Annotated in this window: 16 protein-coding genes; 1 reads left to right on the top strand and 15 read right to left on the bottom strand. The window is 27.5% G+C overall.

Translation table 11 applies throughout. From position 1 onward, the window contains the following. Nucleotides 1–4 precede the first annotated feature (4 nt). Nucleotides 5–1,996: a DrmE family protein gene (locus psyc5s11_RS11220; protein WP_224038178.1), complete on the bottom strand. Its 1,992-nt coding sequence runs from the start codon at nucleotides 1,994–1,996 to the stop codon at nucleotides 5–7. A gap of 150 nt (nucleotides 1,997–2,146) precedes the next feature. Between psyc5s11_RS11220 and psyc5s11_RS11215 the strand changes: the two genes are divergently transcribed. Then, nucleotides 2,147–3,625: an ISLre2 family transposase gene (locus psyc5s11_RS11215; RefSeq protein ID WP_224033258.1), complete on the top strand. Its 1,479-nt coding sequence runs from the start codon at nucleotides 2,147–2,149 to the stop codon at nucleotides 3,623–3,625. Between the two features lie 57 nt (nucleotides 3,626–3,682). Here the strand turns inward: psyc5s11_RS11215 and psyc5s11_RS11210 are convergent, their stop codons facing one another. From psyc5s11_RS11210 to cplR, 14 genes are all read right to left on the bottom strand, one after another. After that, a complete protein-coding gene (locus tag psyc5s11_RS11210) occupies nucleotides 3,683–4,282 on the bottom strand; it encodes a DrmE family protein (protein WP_224037666.1) in 600 nt (199 codons plus the stop codon). Nucleotides 4,283–5,141: 859 nt separating this feature from the next. Further along, complete coding sequence (locus psyc5s11_RS11205; RefSeq protein ID WP_224037665.1) at nucleotides 5,142–5,300, bottom strand: hypothetical protein; 159 nt, start codon at nucleotides 5,298–5,300, stop codon at nucleotides 5,142–5,144. Between the two features lie 176 nt (nucleotides 5,301–5,476). Then, nucleotides 5,477–6,397 carry a Ppx/GppA phosphatase family protein gene (locus psyc5s11_RS11200; protein ID WP_224037664.1) on the bottom strand — a complete coding sequence of 307 codons (921 nt, stop codon included), beginning with the start codon at nucleotides 6,395–6,397 and terminating at the stop codon, nucleotides 5,477–5,479. A gap of 226 nt (nucleotides 6,398–6,623) precedes the next feature. Continuing rightward, nucleotides 6,624–6,941: a hypothetical protein gene (locus psyc5s11_RS11195; protein ID WP_224037663.1), complete on the bottom strand. Its 318-nt coding sequence runs from the start codon at nucleotides 6,939–6,941 to the stop codon at nucleotides 6,624–6,626. Between the two features lie 234 nt (nucleotides 6,942–7,175). Next, nucleotides 7,176–8,543 carry a transglutaminase domain-containing protein gene (locus psyc5s11_RS11190; protein ID WP_224037662.1) on the bottom strand — a complete coding sequence of 456 codons (1,368 nt, stop codon included), beginning with the start codon at nucleotides 8,541–8,543 and terminating at the stop codon, nucleotides 7,176–7,178. Nucleotides 8,544–8,767: 224 nt separating this feature from the next. After that, nucleotides 8,768–9,088 (bottom strand): DUF1540 domain-containing protein, encoded by a 321-nt coding sequence (locus psyc5s11_RS11185; RefSeq protein ID WP_224037661.1) that lies wholly within the window; start codon nucleotides 9,086–9,088, stop codon nucleotides 8,768–8,770. Nucleotides 9,089–9,290: 202 nt separating this feature from the next. Beyond that, nucleotides 9,291–10,430: a peptidylprolyl isomerase gene (locus psyc5s11_RS11180; RefSeq protein ID WP_224037660.1), complete on the bottom strand. Its 1,140-nt coding sequence runs from the start codon at nucleotides 10,428–10,430 to the stop codon at nucleotides 9,291–9,293. Nucleotides 10,431–10,825: 395 nt separating this feature from the next. Further along, complete coding sequence (locus tag psyc5s11_RS11175; protein ID WP_224037659.1) at nucleotides 10,826–11,554, bottom strand: M48 family metallopeptidase; 729 nt, start codon at nucleotides 11,552–11,554, stop codon at nucleotides 10,826–10,828. Next, the gene (locus psyc5s11_RS11170; protein WP_224037658.1) at nucleotides 11,554–13,641 is read right to left on the bottom strand and encodes a GTP-binding protein; all 2,088 of its coding nucleotides are present in this window, start codon (nucleotides 13,639–13,641) and stop codon (nucleotides 11,554–11,556) included. The genes psyc5s11_RS11175 and psyc5s11_RS11170 overlap by 1 nt, the downstream gene beginning before the upstream one ends. 97 nt (nucleotides 13,642–13,738) lie before the next feature. Further along, a complete protein-coding gene (locus psyc5s11_RS11165) occupies nucleotides 13,739–14,167 on the bottom strand; it encodes a hypothetical protein (protein WP_224037657.1) in 429 nt (142 codons plus the stop codon). A 126-nt stretch (nucleotides 14,168–14,293) separates the two neighbouring features. Next, the gene (locus psyc5s11_RS11160) at nucleotides 14,294–14,443 is read right to left on the bottom strand and encodes a hypothetical protein (protein ID WP_224037656.1); all 150 of its coding nucleotides are present in this window, start codon (nucleotides 14,441–14,443) and stop codon (nucleotides 14,294–14,296) included. A 283-nt stretch (nucleotides 14,444–14,726) separates the two neighbouring features. Further along, entirely contained in the window at nucleotides 14,727–15,428 is a 702-nt protein-coding gene (locus tag psyc5s11_RS11155) for a lysophospholipid acyltransferase family protein (RefSeq protein WP_224037655.1), read from the bottom strand. 85 nt (nucleotides 15,429–15,513) lie between these two features. Then, nucleotides 15,514–16,365, bottom strand: coding sequence for a P-loop NTPase family protein (locus psyc5s11_RS11150; RefSeq protein ID WP_224037654.1), 852 nt, complete (start codon nucleotides 16,363–16,365; stop codon nucleotides 15,514–15,516). A gap of 68 nt (nucleotides 16,366–16,433) precedes the next feature. After that, nucleotides 16,434–18,080 carry an ABC-F type ribosomal protection protein CplR gene (cplR, locus tag psyc5s11_RS11145; protein ID WP_224037653.1) on the bottom strand — a complete coding sequence of 549 codons (1,647 nt, stop codon included), beginning with the start codon at nucleotides 18,078–18,080 and terminating at the stop codon, nucleotides 16,434–16,436. Between the last annotated feature and the right edge of the window lie 24 nt (nucleotides 18,081–18,104).

The raw sequence follows: 18,104 nt of genomic DNA, 5'->3' as shown, positions 1-18,104 counted from the left end.
CCCCTTATTCCTCTATCACCTTATTTGCTAGGTACACAGGTATCTCTTTATTCACTAAATAAATATTTTGAACTTCAACTTTCTTTATGTATTTTATTGTTTCTTCAATTCTATTTCTAATCAATAAATCTAAATCATCACGTTCTTCATTTATTGATGATTTTAAAATACATCTTGCTATAGCTTTTCTAATATGTACTTGAAACTTGCGTATATTGGAACAAGCCTCATAACATTGTGTATGTTTATTTAATAATACCTCTATAGATGTTATCTCTCCTAAAACCCTCAATACATCTTCATCTTGTGGCCCAACAACTGTATTTACTAACCAAGATCTAATACTTGCTCCACATCTTGAAATACTTCTATTTTTTAGTTCTAATTCCAATTGTCTATACGTAATCTTATTTACATTAATATACTCAATCAATTCACTTTTCCATTGATTAACCATGTTATAATCCTCTTCATATTTGTTTTTAATTTCTTCTACATTCATTAAATCTAGCATTATTTTATCAATTAAATCTTTGCCTATTTCCTCTACAAATAATAATATGTCTCCTTTTTCAATATTTTTAGGTTTCTTATTTATCAATTCTTCTCTGCTCTCATTTAACACATATGCTTCATATTGAGGTGTTATAAAGGCTCTTTCACCTGATTTAAACGCTAAAACCACTTCACATATTGTAGATGATTGATTGCTTTCTGTATTTTGTTGTATCGGTATATAACTAGTTGCTATAAGTCTCTCTAACTCATTATTTAAATTATTTTCATCAGCTGCTTCTAACTCTTCAACTAAAATTCTATCATCATAATTTTTTTCTTCATTGAGAATATTATCATCTTGAACTATTTCTAATATATTCGTACCTCTAATAAAATTTAGATATTTTCTTTTTAAATACTTGATATTATTTTTTTCATTTCTAGACAAAATATAAATATTATTACTTGAATTTAAAATTTTGTAATTCCAATAATAATTATCATCCAACCTTGAAGTATATACAACTCTTTCAAATACAGAATCCTTAATGCTATTAATAGATTCTATTAATATATTGTTTTTTAATGGATATCTAATACCAAAATATTTTCTAAATGCTCTTCGTATATTTTTATTTTCAACTATAATTCCTGTTTTCTGATTTTTAGTTAATCGTATTACCGTTTCTAACTCTCTCCATTTATTATTAGTTTTAATTTCTCTATCATAAAAACTTAAACAATTATCATATATATCATTAATAATGTTCTTAGAATCTTTTGATAATGAGTCCATAAATTCACTCTCACAAAATGTCTGTAATTCTTTTAATATTGATTTTATTGTATATTGTTTTAAATTCTTTTTTTCATAGAAATTTTCATATTCTAATAATGGCATAATCATACACGATAATCTTTTTGATAATGTTCTAGCATTGATCACAAATTTTATAATTTTATTATTATCTGCAAATATATTTATTAAACTTCTGCATTTTTTAAGTATATTTTTTTTGTATATATCTTGGTTACAATCTTTAATTGTAATATACTTTTCAGTAGCATTTACATAATTCTTAATTAATCTATATTCTTGTTTATTAAGTATGTTTATGTCTTGTGGAGATATATTTTCAAAAAATTCTTCATTAATATTTACAATATTGAATTTTTCCTTTATAAAATTCTCATCTATATAATGTTCTATTTCTAAAGGTTGTAAAAGTAAACGTGTTTTTGAAATGTTGCTTCTATCACTTATGTATGATATATCATCTAAATCTTCTCTATTTATTTTTTTCTGCAATACCACTACCGAATTTATTTTTTTATTCTTCTTTACAATATCCTTAGCATTATAAATTTTTGATGTGAATTTTATAATTGGTTCTTGTTTAGAAGAATTTCCTCTAAAATAATAATAGTTATCTTCCGATAAACAATACGCCATTGGAAATACTTCTCCAATATCTAGTAATTCTCCATTAAATCGTATTTTTAGGTTTTGTTAGAGTATAATTTTAGTAGGCAGAAACAGTAATAAAAACTGTATAAATAGTAAAAGGAGATGCGAAAGCATCTCCCAAATACATAAATTATCCATTATAATTAAGTTGCTAAGACTAAATAGAATGGAGTTATATTTATGTATGAATTAAGTTTAAATGATAAAGGAATGACTTTCAAGGAGTTAGAGAAAAGAATTTATAAATATGCTTGTGACGAAGCTTGTAATGCTTTAAAAAGTATATTAGAATTTTTAGATGAAAAACTACTTAATGAAAGAGATAGCAAGGTTTACCGTAATAAAGGTCGTAAGCAAACTTGTTTGAGGACTATTATGGGGAACGTAGAGTATTCTAGGCGCATTTATGAATTTAAACTTGAAGATGGTAAGAAAGCAACTAAGTACCTTTTGGATGAGTATTTAGGGATGGACACTTTAGGAAATGTGTCTATAAATCTCGTAGAAACTATTTTAACTAACGTGACGGAGGTTTCTTTTAGAAAGACATCTGAGAATATTAAAACTATGTGTAATCAAGATATTAGTGCTCAAGGCGTTTGGAACATAGTTCAAACACTTGGGGAAAAGATTAAAGAAATAGAAAATCGTAAAATTGAGTTAAATGACAAAGGTGCATTAAAAGGCGAAAAGGAAGTACCAGTATTGTTTCAGGAGCAAGATGGAGTTTGGCTCTATCTTCAAGGTAATGATAGACCAAAAGGGAAAAATAAAAAGAAAGAGTTAAAACTAGCAGTATCATATACTGGCTGGACTTTACGCCCAGGGAGCAAAAAAGAATATGTGGTTGTTGATAAAACTGTTTGTGCAAGCTTTAGCAATTCCAATCACTTTAAAAAGCTTGCTAGCGCAACAATTTCAGAAAAATACAATGTAGATGAAATTCAAACTAGAATATTAAACGGTGATGGAGCAAATTGGATTAAAGCAACTTGTGAGGATGAAGACATTCATTTTCAGCTAGATCCATTTCATGTAGGCCAAGCGATTATACGTAAGGTAAGTGATAAAAGAGCTCAAAAGCAATTACTAAAACTATTTAGAGAAGGTAAAATTGATGAAGGTCTAGAAACTATTGTAAATATGATGATACTTACAAACGAAAAAGATATTGCATTTAAGAAGCTTACTGAATTATATGATTACTTTGTTCACAATAGAGATGGATTAATACCGTATAAATTAAGAAGTGACATAAACATGCCTACGGCGCCGGAAGGCATGGAATACAAGAATCTAGGCACAATGGAACATAATATTTGTGATGTATTAGCTCAAAGAATGAAGGGCAGAAAAATGAGCTGGTCTATTAATGGTGCAGATAATTTATCTAAAATATTATCTGAAAAATTTAGTAATAGGTTGTTTGATACTGTAGATAAAATCTACAGAAATATTATTTCTGATGATGTTATTGATACAGTAGTTGCAAAACTACCATTAACAGTATTTCAAGCGAATAAAGAATCTAATAAGTGTAAGGCATATAAGTGCAATAGTGCACAAATTCCGTATAGCGGAGCTGCCGCAACGTTAGGTAGAAAAATAGTACGTGATTTATGTGGATTAAAATCATTTAGTGATATTAGTTATAGTTAAATATACAGTATGGGTAGGGAAATTTTAAAAATGCAATGTAAAATAATGGATAATAATTTAAATAAAATTCTTGCCAACTTTTACTTGACTCAACCTTAGGTTTTCCATAATAGAAAACACAATATCTTTTTGTGCTACAATTAATGTAGAACTACTAATAACTTTTGAAAACACATCATTATCAATTTCCAATATTTTAGATATTATATTCCTAGTCTTCTTTGAACCTCTATTACTATTGCTAGGAAACTTATTTAAAGTGTTCGCATTTCCCTTATAAAAACTTATCTTATATATTTGCTCTATTGGAAGACGATATAATAAATCAGCAAATTTAAGTTTCATTTTTTTATCCTCAACCCCGAGAAATTCACATCGTGCTTTACTATATTCTATGATATCTCCTTGTTTCAGCGCATCAATTAGATCATTCCCTTTAGAATATATATTGTCTAAATATTGAGCTAATCCTGAATAAATAATAAATAGTGCTATAAAATAAATATTTTCCTTGGGCATAATATATATATAAGTATTTTCTTTTTCCTCCAAAAAGACGTCAATCAATCTATTTTCAAAATCAGAAAATTTTATTTCCTTTTCTTCATAATATATTGTAAATTTCTCAAGTGAATTTCTTATTACATCATTATACATATTTTTACCTCTTTCTCTACTACTTATAACATTATATTACCATATAATTCATGATAAACCATATATTAAACCATATTTTTTTAACAATATTAAATTCCTCCACAAAAACTAAAGTTGGTAAATATTAAATATAAGAAATTTTTTATTTAATATTTACTCAGTAAATTTATTTAAAGAGTTTCCGCTTATTTTATTCTGCTCTGCGCTTGAAACTACGTTAGCTTGAAAAATTTTTAAACAACTATCTTTCCTCCCCCATATCACCTTAGCCCGCATTTTTGGCGCATATTCTTCACCATATATATGGTAATATTCTTCTCCATAAATATGCACATTTATAAAGAGTGCGCTAGCACAATTATAGATACCCACAACTGAAATTTTACTTAGACTTGGTATTATATTCAACATTTACTATACTTAGGAGCATATCCAAACAGAGAAATTGGATACATATTTGTGAAGTAGGCATTGAAAATAAGTTGCTGAAGCTTCTTAATGGGAGGTTGTTCCATTATAGTTTGTCCAAAAAGTGAGAATCGAAATTTTATATTTCGTTCTTCGAACTTTCTCTGTGAGCTTTTACATTTGGAGCAAACTATAATGGGTGCAACCTCCCATTTAGAATGCTTCCAGCGAAATTTTCACAGTCCTACGGAATAAATATGTATTCAATTTCGGCGGATGTAGGCATAAGTATGAGTTCCACTGTGAGTATCTATAGGAACTTAAAAGAATATATGCACTTGATGAAGTTCTACTATTATAAAACAAAAATGCGTTGGTTCAAGAATCTTAATTCTATCTACCAACGCATTAAATATTTTATCATCAAATTCTTTGAGCACTCCTATTTACATTAATTTATTAAATAATTAACTATAAGCTTATCCAAACACATATTAATTTCTTCAATATCTTCACTACAAACATTCCCCTTCATTTTAGTATAGAGTAATTCCTTTACGATTTCAATTTTCACATCCAATTCTCTTTCTTCTTCAAATTGTCCGCTCATAATAAATATCACTCCTCATAATAATAATTTAAGTTCTTTTCTACTATTACAATAAAACAATATTTGATTCATTTCAATGCACTTAATCAAACTTTTACCATTTCTTTATATTTATTAACATTGTATTAATCCACTACTGCTTCATTAAAATATTTTCAGAAAGTTAAATAGTAATTCTATACTCCTCTCTTCAATACCTTGTTATATAAATACCCTTCTCTTACTCCATATCTGCTTACAATGATTGTTTCACTTTCAAAATATTTTGCAATAGTGTCTAATATTATTATGCCAGGAACAACAGTATGTACCCTTTCTGGAACGACCTGCAAGATATTCTTTAATGTATCTTTGTTTGGCTTACTTAAGCTTTTCAAAAGTTTTTTTAATGACTTTGTCTTAATTTCCTTGTTGAATTCTGGCAATGAATATCTATCGTTTATGAGACGCTTTGTCGCACGAACAGTTCCTCCGACTCCACATATCAATTCGCAGTTTTTTAATTTAGATGATACTTCAGGCGTTTTGAATATTTCATCAAGTTCTTTAGTTACTAGTTTTTTTATTTCCTTTTTTTCATCTTTCGTAGGAAGTATATTTGAAACACATTTACAAAAAAGGTTTAATGATCCTATAGGAATACTTACAGCATCAATTATTGTTTTATTTTTGTACAATACTAATTCTGTACTACCTCCACCTATATCAATAAGAAGACCATCTGTTACATCCATGATTTGTGTGGCACCTACAAAGTCTAATCTTGCTTCATCTTCTCCAGATATCACATCAACATCAAAACTAGTTTCTGATTTTATGACTTCAACAACGTCCTTTGTATTGTTTATATTTCTTAATGATGCTGTTGAAAAAACAGAATAGTTTTCAACATTGAAGTTTTCCAATATATCCTTATATTCTTTTAATACCTTGCATGCTATTTCTATTCCTTTACCGGACAAGTTACTGTCTTTAACATAACCAGCAAGTCCAGCCATGGTTTTTTTATTCAAAAGTAGTTCGATTTCTTCATTTTCAAATTTATATAAAGAAAGCCTAATTGTATTCGATCCTAAATCAATTATTCCATATATCATTTAAAGTCCTCCAGTAATGTTTTAGATATTATAAATATGTAAAATATTATTAATTTTTTCAGAATTAAATTTAAGTATATTTTAGCATGAAATGAGTCTTTTGTTAAGATTGCTAACATTAAAATTCAATCTACATCAATATTCTATTAATTCAATTTTTGCATAGACAATAATTTTATTCTAACTATAAAAAAGAGTACCATTTCAGATACTCAATACTAATATATTATTTATTTGTTTCTAACTCAGCTTTTAATTGCTCTGTTGTATTATTCAATTCTTCTTTAATTTCTAAATCTTTTTTAGCCATTTCTTCTGATACCTTTTCTTTTTCTTCTAGTACCTTATAATTCTCTTCCTTGTCATTTTCATTCTTGATATCTTCAATTGGCTTACTATCTCTATTCTCTAATGCGTTAGTATCTTTGTTATGTTTTTTCTTTAATGCTTTAATATCTTTCTTATATTGTTTCTTTAGTTCTTTAATTTCTGCTTTTAACTCTTTCTTATTACACTTGATTAATTTTTTAATTGATTTTTTCATAATTATACATCTCTCCTTATTATTGGTTTATTTTCATTATCATATTCTATTTGTAATTTTTACAATATTTTTAATCTTTTAATTTAATCTACGCTTACTTATTTGTATTTATTTCATATGTTATATAATTATACCACCAAAATACATAAATACCACTAATTCTTCAAGTTTTTATCTCGCTTGTCAATACAAAAAAATACCGCAATTTAATGCGATATTTTAAAGTAAATTATTTTAAACTAGTACTTGATAATTTTTAGTAACTTCTCCATTATCATCTTTTAAAGTAACATGCATCATATTGTCTTTAATATAGAAACTTACAAAAAAGTCCCCCTTGGGTTGTCCAAATTCAGATAAGAAATCTAAAGATTGTATAGTTTTACCTGTTAAAGTATCATATTTGTTTATATCCATATAAAGCTCATTATTTTTAAGTCCATATTCAAAATAATAAATTTTATTATTGTACGCATATGCATTATCTGCATCATATATATTTGCTTTTATTACAGTTTTATTAGTTCCATCTAAATTGCATGAATAAAAATTATACTTACTACCATTTGGTTCAATTCCATACAACTTATTATCAACTCTAACTACATTTTTCCACTTTAGAGTATCATCTTTAACATTTCTAAATATGTTATCAAAAGTGACCTCTGTGGTATTCGGAACATTACCAGATATTGCTGTATAAGTTTCTTTATTGTCTTTATCCTTTTCCATTTGATCCTTGGTAATATTGAAGTAGCTATACGGATATATAGTTGCTTCATCTTTATAATCATCCCAAGTTGTATCTATTTGATAGTAATTACCATTTATTTTCACGGAATTCCATCCATGTTCATTACTTCTTATTACTTCTGACTCAATATTACTCTTGTTAAATAATATTTTTGCAGTTTTTGCATAACCTTCACAAACAGCTTTCCCCTTTACTAATACTCCATAAATGCTATGGGATTCAAAATAATTGGCATTTGCTTTTGCGACAGCTCTGTCATCTGCAATATATGCATCGAAGTCAATATTAGGATCAATTTTACTTGAAGGCATTGACTTTTTATAGCCTTCAACGTCATAAGTACAATTTTTATTAATATAATCATGAATTTCATATACTTTTCTGAGCTCATCATAAGATGAAACTTTATTAGTAATTTCATTTATCTTATCTTGTAATTGTAACTTCTTACTATCAATATCAGAATTCTCATACAAGTTATTAATAAATAAAATATATGAACCATCATCATATTTTACCCACGTAATCTTTAGTGAAGTCCAAAATATTTCAGGATGTTCAAATAATAGATCATAATATATACTTGCAGGATCTGTTTCTGTATCTTTTACTATTCCAAAGTTCTTTACTTCATCTGCAGTAAATGTTATCTCTGTCTTATAACTTTGTAATCCAGTAAATATTTTATTTTTTATTAATTCTTTATTACTTTTAATGACCGTGCTATCAGCATATGCAACTACTGCTGTACTCGGAATTATTATATATGATCCAATTCCAAATACAGATGTTAATATTAATACTTTTGCTACTAAATTCAATCTTGCCTTTTTACTAAAAAAATTCATTTTTGCACCTCTCATGTTGTAAATCCTCTCATAATGAATTTGTTTCCATTCTACATCTAATAATAATCATTATATATACCTATTGTAGCATATTTTAGTAATACCGTATCGCTCTAATTTCAAAAAAATCTTATTCATTAGATAATATGATAATGAGGGGCCATCTCAATGTATTTTGAGATAACCCCTCATTTTTTCAATGTTTAAATTATAATATTTATTATTTATCTTTTTGAATCAAAACTAGAACATTTAGTTTGAGTATATGTTCGAGAACTTGATCCTGAAACATTTATAGATTGTAGATTACAAAATGCATTAGCGTTATGAATGCAGTTTTCGACTTCACAAGTAAGACAATCACATTGGCTATCAGAATTGGCATTATTAATTAATCCCCTATATAAAGCTCTATTTGAAAATGACTCACAGCAAGTTTCACTTTCACTTGATACATTTAGAACTCCAATGCCAACTCTGCTAGAATAACAAATACCACTTTTATTGTGTGCACAATTACTTGCATCACAATTAATTTGTTGCATACAAAACACTCCTTTAAATTACTTATTTACTTTAGAATTTATTCATAAACTTATTGTTGTAATTAAAGCTATAACAATATTATTACCCTATTAAACTAGAATTATTATTAAATAAATTAGAAAAAGAAAACAAGCTGATGGCCATAAATATTATTTTATAGCTATCAGCTTGTTTTGATTTTTTTGTATTTTAGGTCTATGTTTAGTTGTATTTAACTTTTAAACCCGTTTTCCATTCCTCTATTTTTGAATTAAAAGCAGCTCCTTGTTTTTGTTGTAATAATGCTCCTTTAAGTTCATCTTTAACTTGATCAAATGGAATTACTTCTGCACTTTTTAACCCAGTTGCTTTAATTAAATGATATCCATATTGACTTTTTACAGGCTCAGATACTTCGCCCTCTTTCAAATTCTTAAATCCACTTACAAATTCAGTAATTAATTTTGTTGTGTTATATGGTACAAATCCTAAGTTACCACCCTTATCCTTAGATCCTGGATCTGTTGAGTTTTCCTTAGCTAATGTTGCGAAATCAGCGCCAGCATCTAATTTAGCTTTTAAACTTTTAGCTTTTGCTTCATCTGCTACTAATATATGCGCTACAGTTGCTCCTGCACCTGCCGTAAATATAGTATCTTTATTTTTATCATAATATGTTTTAATCTCTTCATCGGTAACTACTACATTTTTTACTATATCTTTTTCAACTGCATTTGTTATTATTTTTGACTTTATGAGGTTCTTTAATTCATCCTCATTAATACCATTTTGTTTTAAAAAGCTTTCATATTGTGCTTGTCCAGAATATTGAGTCTTGTACTTACTTATCTCAGCGTCAATTTGTGTATTAATTTCAGCATCAGATGGATTAAGCTTTAATTCTGTAGCTTTTTTCAAAAGCATCTTTTGAATTACCAAATTATCTAATTGTTGCTTCTTAATTTTTTCTATTTGAGCTTTAATGCTATCATTAGTTGCATAATCATTTCCATACTGCTGTTTTAACTTATTATCATATTGATTCATTACTTTATTCAAATCATCTTTTGTTATTTTTTCATCTCCAACTGTTGCAAGAACTGTATTTTGCATCCATGAACCATCAGAACCTAACTTATATCCATCTATTTCTGTATCATGTGCCATATACCCATCAGAATTGAAATAATACCATTTTCCATCAATCTCTTTCCAACCGGTTGCCCATGAACTTCCTTCTGTGTACCACCAATTAGTATTACTTTGTTTCCACTCTGCACTTGCAGCTATTGGATTTAATCCTAATACTGAAATTACTATTAAAGAACTAGCTATTAATTTTGTTAATTTAAATTTTTTCATTTTATTCTCCCATCTATTAACTTTTTTCATCTTATTTTAACACATTTATACCACTTTTATAATTATTTTATTATATATCCTTAAATTTCTTTAATCACCTTATGATTTAATATTTGCCTATTTTATACTAGGCACATGAAAATAAATAACAAGTCCAAAGTTGCCATGAATATTTTTCATCATGCAAGGAGACTAATTGCCCTCATAGCGGTCCTATTAGGTCAATTTGCCGATGAGCAGAGAACCAAAATCTATGATTTTGTGTGACTCGCTTACTCAAGAAGAGCGTATGCGAGTCGAGCTTCCTTTATGATGGAAAACACGCTGGTAAATGGACTTGTTATTTTTTTGATTGTGCCCTATTACAATGATTCAATTTTTGCAGTATATATTATCTACAAATATAAATTCATACCATTTGTTTTTAGCCAAGCATGCTTTTCTTTATAATTTGGCATTATTTCTTCTACTCTATTCCAAAAATATTTGGAATGATTTCTATGATCCATATGGCACATTTCATGAACTACAATATAATCTAAAACATCAGCTCTTGCCATACTAATTCTCCAGTTAAAAAGAATGGCATTTTTGCCAGTACAACTTGCCCATCTTCTTTTTTGTTCCTTGACTCTTATATTTGTAACTTTATCTTTAAAATTGTCTGCATAATAATCTATTCTTTTTGTGACTATTTTAAGAGTTTCTTCCCTATACCATTTTTCAAAAGCCATTTTTATTTTTTCTACATCCATTGTATTTGCATGTATTATAAACCTCTGTCTTTCAAGGGCTTCTTTACTAAGTTCAACAGTTATGTTTTGGATACCTTCATCAAAAATCAAATGTAAAGGATATTCTTCTCCTAGATACATAAATGTGCTGCCTTCACTAATTTCTCTAGTAATTTTCTTTAACCCTCTTTTTTTTATTTCAGCTTGATTCTTTACAATCCAATCAGATTTACTCTTCACAGCTTGCAAAATCTCTTCCTTATTAATTCTTAAAGGTACACTTACAATAACCTGTCCAGTTGACTCTATTTTTATGGAAATACTCTTCCTTTTTCTGCGTATTATAATAAATTCTATTTCTTTATCTTTATATTCAAATTTCAATTTCATTATTTCTCCCACATTTCTATTTCACAATGCATTGCTGCATCAGCTTTATCAAAGGTTACTAAATATCCTTGCCCATGTGAACAAAAGACTGATGTTGAAATATATTCTATATCTGCATTCTTATTGTATTCTTTATTTTCTATTACTTCTTCACTATTATGACAAACATCGTATCCATCATATATTAAGGTTATACTTCCTTTTCCTTTAGTAAACGCTACAACCTCTGTGCTATAATTCATAAATGTAGCCACAGGACCTCTTCCATTTATAATAACTTTGTCCTCTTCAATTTGCGCAGGCTCAAAAGTTCCAAATAATTTTTGAATATCAGATAAAACTCTTCCTATATATTCATTTGAAACTTCTATTGTAAATTTATAATAAGGTTCTAATAATACATTTTCTACTTTTTCTAAGCCTTGTCTTAATGCTCTAAAAGTTGCTTCTCTAAAATCTCCCCCACAAGTATGCTTATTGTGAGCTCTACCAGTTAAAAGGGTTACTTTTATATCTGTTAAACATGAACCTGTTAAAAGTCCATGATGTTCTCTTTCAAAAATATGAGTTCTAACTAAATTTTGATGTCCCACTGTTAAATTATCTGCATGACATTTATTTTCAAAAACAATACCACTATTTCTATGTAATGGTTCAATCTTTAAATGTACCTCTGCATAATGTCTTAAGGGCTCAAAATGACCACAACCTATAGTTTTTTCAGCTATTGTTTCTTTATAAAGTATTTGACATGGTCCAAATTCAATTTTTAAATTAAATCTTTCTTCTACCACATCTTTTAAAATTTCCAATTGAATTTTGCCCATAATATGTACATGCATTTCTTGAAGCGCTTCATTCCAGATTATATTTAATGCTGGATCTTCAGCTTCTAAAATTTTGAAGTAACCTAAGACTTCCCGTACATTGCAACCTTTATCAAAAATAATTTTAGACATTAAAGTTGGAATCATTTCATAGTGAGTTTTTTCTTTTAAAGTCCCAACTCCATCACCAGCTATAGCCTTTGAAATTCCTGAAACTGCGAATAAATCTCCAGCGCAAACTTTATCTACAGCCTTAAATTTACTTCCATTATATATTCTTATACTACTTACCTTTTCCCGAGTTTCACCTTGATTTGTTTCTGTATTATTAATTTCAACATCTAAATTTAATATATCTTGTATTTCTTTGCCATAAGAAATTTCATCTCTAACTTTCAATGTTCCTGTTATTCCTTTAATGAATGTTATTCTGTTGCCATTTTCATCATGCCTTATCTTATATACACGCCCTGAAAATTCTTCATTTTCATTATAATCAGTGTATGTTAACTTATCTAAAACATTTAAAAATTCCACTATTCCTGCATCTTGAAGTGCTGAACCTCCAAAACACGGAAACACCTTATTTTCTTTTATAAGGACTTTAAACGTTTCAATCCAAAGTTTACAATCATAAGCGCCTTCAAGATACTTTTCTAAAAGTTCATCATCATATTCACTTATAAACTCTATAAGCTCCTCACTTAATTCAAATTCATCATAATTTATTAAATTGTTGTCGTCTTTTACATAATTTACTCTATCTTCCTCGTGATCACTATGTACAAAGTTATTTTCTATATAACATACATCTTTAGTTAAATCTCTTCTTATTTCTTTAAGAACTCTATCTTTGTCAGCTCCAACTCTGTCTAATTTATTAATAAAAAACATAGTTGAGACATTATATTTTCTAAGTAACTTCCAAACTGTCTTTGTATGTCCTTGCACTCCTTCAACGCTACTTACAATAATTATTGCATAATCCATGATTTGTATTGCTCGTTCCATTTCGCAGCTAAAATCAATATGACCTGGAGTATCAACTAAATAATAAGTAGAATCCTTAAATTCAAATATTCCTTGATCAGAAAACACAGTAATTCCCCGCGATTTTTCAATACTATGGCTATCTAAAAATGCATCTTTGTGATCCACGCGTCCTCTATTTCTTATGCTATGTGTATGAAAAAGTACTTGTTCAGAAAATGTAGTTTTACCTGCATCAACATGAGCTAGCACCCCTATTGTCTTCTTCATAAAATCATCCTTTTCATGTGCCTAATTACTAAAAGTATATCATAAATTTAATTCAAAGTAATAAAAGAACCCTATTTACTAGAGTTCTTTTAGTTTGTTATCTTGCTTTATTTTTTAATATTTCACTAATAGCAAAATTAATAGCTTCTTTTAAATTTTCATAAGATTTGTCAACATTTCTTAATAAAACTGTACCTTTAACTTGATATTCTTTGCTAAAACAAGTTATTTCTATAGAATCTGAAAAACTCATTGTTTCCAAATTATCGTATACTTGCATTAATAATTTATTTTGCTCCTTGTTTACTTCATACCCAATAATTATATCCAATTTCCTAGTTGGGAACTGTATAATATTTTTCTCTTTTATAAGAACAACCAGTTTATCACTTTTCCTCTTATTTAATTGTTTATTTACTGCTATTACTATATTTTCTATTTCTTCGTTTACCTCTTCTTGAACTATTTTTTTAGGACATAGTTTATATGAATAATCTATAATCCATGATTCTATATTTAAATCCATATCCTCACCACCTCTCCTATAACTAATTACACAAAAGTAAGTGGATTCCTTCTAAATATTTTAAATTATTATCCTATAGTAATTCTTATTATCTATATCATGTTTTCTATAAATTTATTCTAGCTATTACCATCTGCAACCTCCAACTCTTACACTCCAATTTCTCATTTTTCTAACAGTTTGTTCACTTCGATATGCTTTAAATTCATTTTCACCTTGTGATTTTCTTTTAATTATATCTTTTATTGTTTTTTGAGTTAGTTCTTTTGGATTCATAGCCTTTCACCATCCTTTTTTTTGTACCTTAATTTTCTCAAACTTATGCTAAATTTAAGTACATGTATTGTTAAATAGATTTAATATTTCATTAAATCAAAGTAAAATATTTATGACACATTATTCTTTGTTGCTATTAAACTTTTAAGAAAAAAGTATGGTGAATAATGATATTACTATATATATGAAACTAAAAATAAAGAGTACTCTGTTGTTCTAAAGTAACTGGAACAGCAGAGTACCCTTTATTTCGTACGGATATATTCAATAACTTAATTTTTCATTATTTTAAATTAGATATAATAGTATTTCTTATATTCTCTATCAAATTTAGTTCTTCTTCTTTTGATAAATTATTAGTGTTTAGTGCTTCTCCAAATACAAGTTTTATCTTTGTAGGCACAAATTCTTTAGTGTCTTCAAAAGCTCTAGATGCTCTCTCTATACTTACTGGTACTATTTTCACTTTAGCCTTAGTTGCAAGCTTTAAACTACCTTTTTTAAATTCCCCAACTTTTCCTTCTTTATTTCTAGTCCCCTCTGGAAATATAGCCATGGAACTTCCATATTTTAAATTTTCTACCGCATCATTAATAGCTTTAAGCGCTGTTCTTGGATTTTCTCTATCCATTGCCACACAGTTAGTCCTTGTTAGCCAATAACCTATTATTGGAGTCTTCAAAATTTCTTTTTTAGATATGAATCCTATATTTCGGTTTACAGTACAAAGCAATATAGGTATATCTAATATGCTTGAATGATTACCTATAAATACACATGGCTCTTCTGGTATATTCTCCAAACCTTTTACTTCTAAGTCTATACCTATAATTTTTATAGTAAATTTACACCAAAGATAAGTTGTTTTTTGTGCATACTCTAATGCTAAAACCTTACCCTTAAATCTTCTAATGCATTCATATTTTAACCCTTTAATTAATACTAATAGTACATAAAAAACATAAATTATTTTTCTTAATAACATTTTTATTTCGTCCCCTTATCATATAAGTTAATCCCATCAATTTCCTCTAGTATTATAAACCATTTCTAATATATTTACTAATTATCTAATTAATATCATTTAATATATTATGGGAAATATCCTTCCAGTCATAATTATGATTATAAACTATTAAATTGTCTATTGATAAATTTTCTATAATCTTTAATTCAATTTCTTGCCTCTTCTCAAAATATCTAACTAATCCATCAAATCCATTTATATTATTATGCTTTCCATAATTTGAGTTTTCGAAATACTCTATAATTATATCTATCCAATCAGGATATACTTCTTTATTATCACTAACACGTTCTTTAGCTACTCTATTTAAAGTCTCTTTTACAGATAGCTGATTCAGATAGATAATTTTCGGCTCAAGTGCTCTAACTGTTTCTATTAATTCTTTTAAGTATTCTTTTATATAGTTCAAATCTTTTTCATGTACTGCTAATAATTCATTTACATGATTTTGTAGAAATGCACATTCAAATATTACAATCTTATTCTTATCTTCTTTCATTTTTTCTGAAAATTTCTTCCATCTCTTTAAATGAAGTTCTTTAAATAAATCACAAGTAACCCTTCCATCATAAACTTCATGAGCTTCAAACCTATTCATTAATTCTTTTTTGTCTTCAGGTAACCCTAATTTTGTATACGCTACTATTACATAACCATCTTCACATATACTGTTTTCATTTATTGCATTCTCATATTCTTTATTCTCATTAATTATATTATTATATTCTTCTTTAGTTAAAAGAGCATTCCAAGCCATATCGGCTGGATGTATATCCCCTTCATTATACAAAACTACGTCTAGCCCATTACTCTCAATATAATCTTTTATCTTTTTTGAAATCGTTGATTTACCTGAACCTGGCATTCCTTCTACCAATATAAGTCTATTTTCCATACATATTCTCCTCTACAATTTTACAGAATTTGTTTTAAGATAGTGTTAAAATCGCCTTAAAATATTGTTTAATTTTTTAATTCTCTAATATCCTTTAATAGCTTATTATATTCATACTCCAGATTTTCTCTTTTACATATATCCTTTTCTATTGATAACATAGAAATTACTTCAGAAAATTTAATTTGTATCAGCAACAATTTTTCTGTATTTATTTTTTCAGTTTTGTTTATTTCAGGTCTATTCTTTACCTTAATATATTCCTTATAACTTCCATCAAACTCATTAACATTTTTATCTTTTATTTCGATTATATAATCACATATATTTTCTATAAATTTTCTATCATGACATACTATAATTACTGTTTTTTCTGTATTTTTAAGCGCTTTTTCCAACGCTTCCATAGCTTTAATATCTAAATAATTTGTAGGTTCATCTAATATCAGAATATTGTTATCACTGAGTAGTACTTTGCAAAGAGCCACCTTAACTTTTTCCCCTCCGCTTAAAGTGTTGACAGTTTTATAAACCTCTTCACCTTTAAATCCAAAATTATCTAAGTTAATTCTTACAAAGCTCTGTTCATATGAACAATTTTCTCTAACATTATCTAAAATGCTTTTTTCTTTTTGTAATATGCTTTGGCCTTGATCAAAATATCCTATTGTTACTCTGCTCGCAACTTTAATATTCTCATTTTCTCTTTTTAATATTTCCTTTAATAAAGTAGTTTTCCCACAGCCATTGTCACCTATTATTCCTACTTTTCGCCCTCTTTTAATTTTAAAAATAGCATCCTTTATTAACAACTTATTATCTACAGATAAATTCAGCTTATTAACCTCTATAATATTTTTAGATATTATCTCCATACCAGCTTGTATATTTATCTTAGTTTCATTTATAGTTTTTGGTTTTTCCTTAACTTCTAAATGATCAATTCTACTTTTAAGTGCTTTTATATTTTTATCAATTTTTCCTTTTTGCTTTTGTCCACCCATTTTATGAAGTCTTGCTTCTGAATTTCCCATTCTCTTTGGAGTCTTTCTTATACTGTCGCTTAATTCTTTTTTTCCTATAACTGCATTTTCAAGTTTCTTCTTTTCAATTAAATATTCATTATGCTCAGTTTCTTCTCTTTTTCTTTCTATACTTTTTAATTCTAAATACTTAGAATAATTGCCTTTGTATACTGATATTTTCCCATCTTCTATTTCAACAATAGTATTGCATAATGAATCTAAAATCTCCCTATCATGAGATACAAGTAATAATGCACCTTTATAATTTTTTAACATAGTTTCAAGAACTTTAATACTTTTACCATCTAAATTTGAAGTTGGTTCATCTGCTATTATAAGTTTTTTGTTTTCACTTAAAGCATTTGCTATTTTTAATTTTATTTTCTCTCCTCCAGATAAAAAATCTTCATAATTATCTGGTGCATTAAATAATTTTTTGACCTTGCTTTTTTCACATTCACCAAAATATTCTTCCATTTGACTTATATATGAATAACTTTCTGTTAAAAATATTTGCCCTTCATCGCATTGAATATTCTTCAGTAATATATTTAGCATAGTTGTTTTTCCAGCACCATTTTCCCCAACTATTCCAATTCTGTCTTCTTCTAAGATTTTAAAATCTTTAATATCTAGAATTAATCTATCTCCATAATATTTCTTTACATTATCTAATTTTGCTAATTGCATAAAAAAATCCCTCCTACTTTAATA

It is taken from the genome of Clostridium gelidum, assembly GCF_019977655.1.
Classification (GTDB): Bacteria; Bacillota; Clostridia; order Clostridiales; family Clostridiaceae; genus Clostridium; species Clostridium gelidum.
The sequence above is the reverse complement of the archived record's forward strand: the minus strand, read 5'-3'. Positions and strand labels throughout refer to the sequence as shown.

Bases quoted from the DNA above. Each gene is read 5' to 3' on its own strand.
- psyc5s11_RS11185 (WP_224037661.1), bottom strand. From the start codon at position 9,088: ATGCAACAAATTAATTGTGATGCAAGTAATTGTGCACACAATAAAAGT.
- psyc5s11_RS11155 (WP_224037655.1), bottom strand. From the start codon at position 15,428: ATGTTATTAAGAAAAATAATTTATGTTTTTTATGTACTATTAGTATTA.
- psyc5s11_RS11205 (WP_224037665.1), bottom strand. From the start codon at position 5,300: ATGAGCGGACAATTTGAAGAAGAAAGAGAATTGGATGTGAAAATTGAA.
- psyc5s11_RS11180 (WP_224037660.1), bottom strand. From the start codon at position 10,430: ATGAAAAAATTTAAATTAACAAAATTAATAGCTAGTTCTTTAATAGTA.
- psyc5s11_RS11190 (WP_224037662.1), bottom strand. From the start codon at position 8,543: ATGAATTTTTTTAGTAAAAAGGCAAGATTGAATTTAGTAGCAAAAGTA.
- psyc5s11_RS11175 (WP_224037659.1), bottom strand. From the start codon at position 11,554: ATGAAATTGAAATTTGAATATAAAGATAAAGAAATAGAATTTATTATA.
- psyc5s11_RS11210 (WP_224037666.1), bottom strand. From the start codon at position 4,282: ATGTATAATGATGTAATAAGAAATTCACTTGAGAAATTTACAATATAT.
- psyc5s11_RS11160 (WP_224037656.1), bottom strand. From the start codon at position 14,443: ATGAATCCAAAAGAACTAACTCAAAAAACAATAAAAGATATAATTAAA.
- psyc5s11_RS11150 (WP_224037654.1), bottom strand. From the start codon at position 16,365: ATGGAAAATAGACTTATATTGGTAGAAGGAATGCCAGGTTCAGGTAAA.
- psyc5s11_RS11215 (WP_224033258.1), top strand. From the start codon at position 2,147: ATGTATGAATTAAGTTTAAATGATAAAGGAATGACTTTCAAGGAGTTA.
- psyc5s11_RS11195 (WP_224037663.1), bottom strand. From the start codon at position 6,941: ATGAAAAAATCAATTAAAAAATTAATCAAGTGTAATAAGAAAGAGTTA.
- psyc5s11_RS11200 (WP_224037664.1), bottom strand. From the start codon at position 6,397: ATGATATATGGAATAATTGATTTAGGATCGAATACAATTAGGCTTTCT.
- cplR (WP_224037653.1), bottom strand. From the start codon at position 18,080: ATGCAATTAGCAAAATTAGATAATGTAAAGAAATATTATGGAGATAGA.
- psyc5s11_RS11170 (WP_224037658.1), bottom strand. From the start codon at position 13,641: ATGAAGAAGACAATAGGGGTGCTAGCTCATGTTGATGCAGGTAAAACT.
- psyc5s11_RS11165 (WP_224037657.1), bottom strand. From the start codon at position 14,167: ATGGATTTAAATATAGAATCATGGATTATAGATTATTCATATAAACTA.